Source organism: Siphonobacter sp. (assembly GCF_048595215.1).
Classification (GTDB): Bacteria; Bacteroidota; Bacteroidia; order Cytophagales; family Spirosomataceae; genus Siphonobacter.
The window spans coordinates 1-2,594 of sequence record NZ_JBMDWJ010000200.1 but is presented as its reverse complement, the minus strand read 5'-3'; the positions used below and the strand labels follow the sequence as shown (position 1 = coordinate 2,594).

The 2,594-nt window shown below is 47.6% G+C and carries 3 protein-coding genes; 1 reads left to right on the top strand and 2 read right to left on the bottom strand.

Features of this window, described 5'->3' with window-relative positions; genetic code table 11:
* A partial coding sequence (locus ACOJTG_RS12335) for a helix-turn-helix transcriptional regulator (protein WP_420154089.1) occupies window positions 1-530 on the top strand: 530 nt, incomplete at its 5' end.
* Window positions 531-586: 56 nt separating this feature from the next.
* Here the strand turns inward: ACOJTG_RS12335 and ACOJTG_RS12330 are convergent.
* Together ACOJTG_RS12330 and ACOJTG_RS12325 are read right to left on the bottom strand one after the other, a co-directional pair.
* Window positions 587-1,093, bottom strand: a complete 507-nt coding sequence (locus ACOJTG_RS12330; RefSeq protein ID WP_420154088.1) for a GNAT family N-acetyltransferase — start codon at window positions 1,091-1,093, stop codon at window positions 587-589.
* Window positions 1,094-1,182: 89 nt separating this feature from the next.
* The coding region (locus ACOJTG_RS12325; RefSeq protein WP_420154087.1) for a hypothetical protein at window positions 1,183-2,594 on the bottom strand (1,412 nt) is incomplete at its 5' end.

The following is a 2,594-nucleotide window of genomic DNA, read 5'->3' as shown; positions in this document are numbered from 1 at the left end:
ACTTTTATAATACTGAAGTACAGATGTTTCTGAACCTGAATGTGATTCAGCGGCAGAACCAACAGCTGAGTACGTACGCTCAACTACTAGAAAAGGAAAAGCAGCAACGGGAGGAAGAATTGGAGCAACGCAGTCGAGAGTTGACCAGCTATACGCTCCAGGAAGTGAAATACAGCCGTTTTCTGGAAGAAATCAGGCAACAGATTCAGCAGGACAGTTTACCTACGATACGCCGGATTCCCGGCCAGATTACCACGTATCTACACGGCGAGGATAAGTGGAGCTACTTCAAGGATGTGTTTGAAAATGTACATCCTCAGTTTTTTGAGCGGATTACGGATGAGTTTCCCTCACTCAGCTCCAACGACTTGCGGCTGATGGCTTTACTAAAAATGAATCTCAGTACGAAGGAAATTGCGGATATTCTGGGTATTTCGCCCCAAAGTGTCAATACCGCCCGGTATCGCCTCCGTAAACGACTCAATCTGAAACCGGAAGATGATCTGGAAAGCAGAATCCGAAATCTCTAAAGAAATCTCCTTTTCGAAAGCTTTCGCACGTATCGGAATGTACGGTGCATGGAATCCTAACGTGTCAGTTCCCACCGCCAAAGCAAACCCTCTTCGGGGTGGAGTACTTGGGTTTTCTTCTGGAAACCCACCTTGCCCAAGACTTTGGTCGAAGGATTTTCTTCATCAACCGTATGAGCGACAATAGTACGTACTTCCGGAAAGGTAAAGGCGTAATCGACTAAAGCATTAGCCGCTTCAGTAGCTAACCCACGGTCCCGATGACTAATTTTAATTTCATACCCGATTTCTACTTCGCCCTGATCGTTGGGCTGTCCCTTATACCCGCAACTGCCAATCAGGAGGTTCTCTGGACGATAAATGATCAAATGTGCCCCCCATTTTTCAAGCGAAGGATCTTTCTTGACCTGCTGATAGAATTCCGGAAAAGCATCCATATGCTCAGTCCAGCGACGCGGTACATTGGCTCCAATCACCTGGCTGAGCACATTATTACCAGCCAATACGGCTTCCCAAAGCGTTAGATCACAAGCTAGTAAACGAAGACGGGACGTTTCGATCATGAATCGCAGATAAATTCAGTTAGGAAATGAATATAGCCTAAAAAAGCGGAAAAGATACCTTTTCCGCTTTTTTAGGCTTATTAGAATGGTTACTCTTCAAAAGGTACAAAATCCCGGAAGGTTCGTTGCAGGCTCTTGTCCTGCTGCTCCTGGCTTTTGGGTTTATTGCGATCCTGCCAACCGGCATCCAATTCCAGGGCTAACAGGTCGTTTACTTTCATGGACGCTTCGAAATCATCAAGATCTTTGGCGAAAGTCTGTCCACTCTGCCCTCTACGAGCGGATTTGAGGTTGTACTTCCGGGCGAAAATGTCGCCCTTGGTCTGCAATTCGTTTCGCTTAACGATGATCTTATTGAGCTGATCCACCAGCGGACTAATGGAGCGACCAATCACTTCCGTCGCTTCCAGCGTACCTACCGTTGCGGTCGCCGTACCCCCTACGGTTGGGATGATTCGCCGAGCATTAACGGCTCCACCCCCATCACCATTAATGGTTAAGGGTACCACTGCTGTACCTGCCCCAATACCGGCATTCATTACCGAGCGATTTTTCTTACCGGTCTTTGCTCGCCTATACAGCTTACTGAGTTCGTCCTGCTTTTCGCTCAACTGAGCAATCAGCTCCCAAGCCCGAATCAGTGAAGTTCGGTACTGAATGTAGAGTTGCAGGTCCTTTTCACGCTCGTTGACGGCGTTTTCTACCGTTACGTGAATTCGCTTTTCATCCCGCTTCTGACTCTTGTCCATTACAAAGAAGGTCAGATTAAAGCCTAGCGTATCCAGCGGATCCTTAACGAAATCATAATCTGGTCGCCAGATAAATTCGTACTGCGTATTAGTATTTTTCTTGAGTGCTTCCTTGGGAATAGAACGGTTGTCGGATAGGAACGAAAATTCCTGAATATCCTGATCGCCATTGGGGTCGGTCAAATACAAGGCCAGGTTCAAGGTCGTGTTCTCCCGCAGTTTGATGGTACTAACGTTAGGAACCACGGAAACAACCGGGGGCAAATCCAACTGCGTAACATCGATCTTTAGACGTCCTTTCGTACGTGCTTTCGTGGGTTGATCCTCCACGAAAAACTCAACGTATAGCGGTGAAGTCTTGAGTTTGTTAAACTGGGTTTGCGAAGGCTTCCAGGTAAATTCTCCTTGAGCCGATAGCTTGGCTCCTTCGGGCAATTGATCCGTAATGGGAATGAATACAATCGGATCCTGATCCGGATCGCGTACTTCATTTGGATCAATCTGATACGTATTCTGTACGTTAAACTGTACGTAGAAAGGCTTCAGATCCCCAATGATGGGTGGTCGGTTCACGTGTAGCACCCGAAACTCGGCACTCCGACGTACCTGATCGCCCTTATCCGTACTGGCGGCAAAAAGTACGGTAAACGTTTTGCTCCCCTGAATCCGGTCTACGAGATCGTAGCTGGGCGTCCACTGGAAATTCCCGATTGAATCCAGTTGCATGCCTTCCTGGCGGCCTTCGACAATAC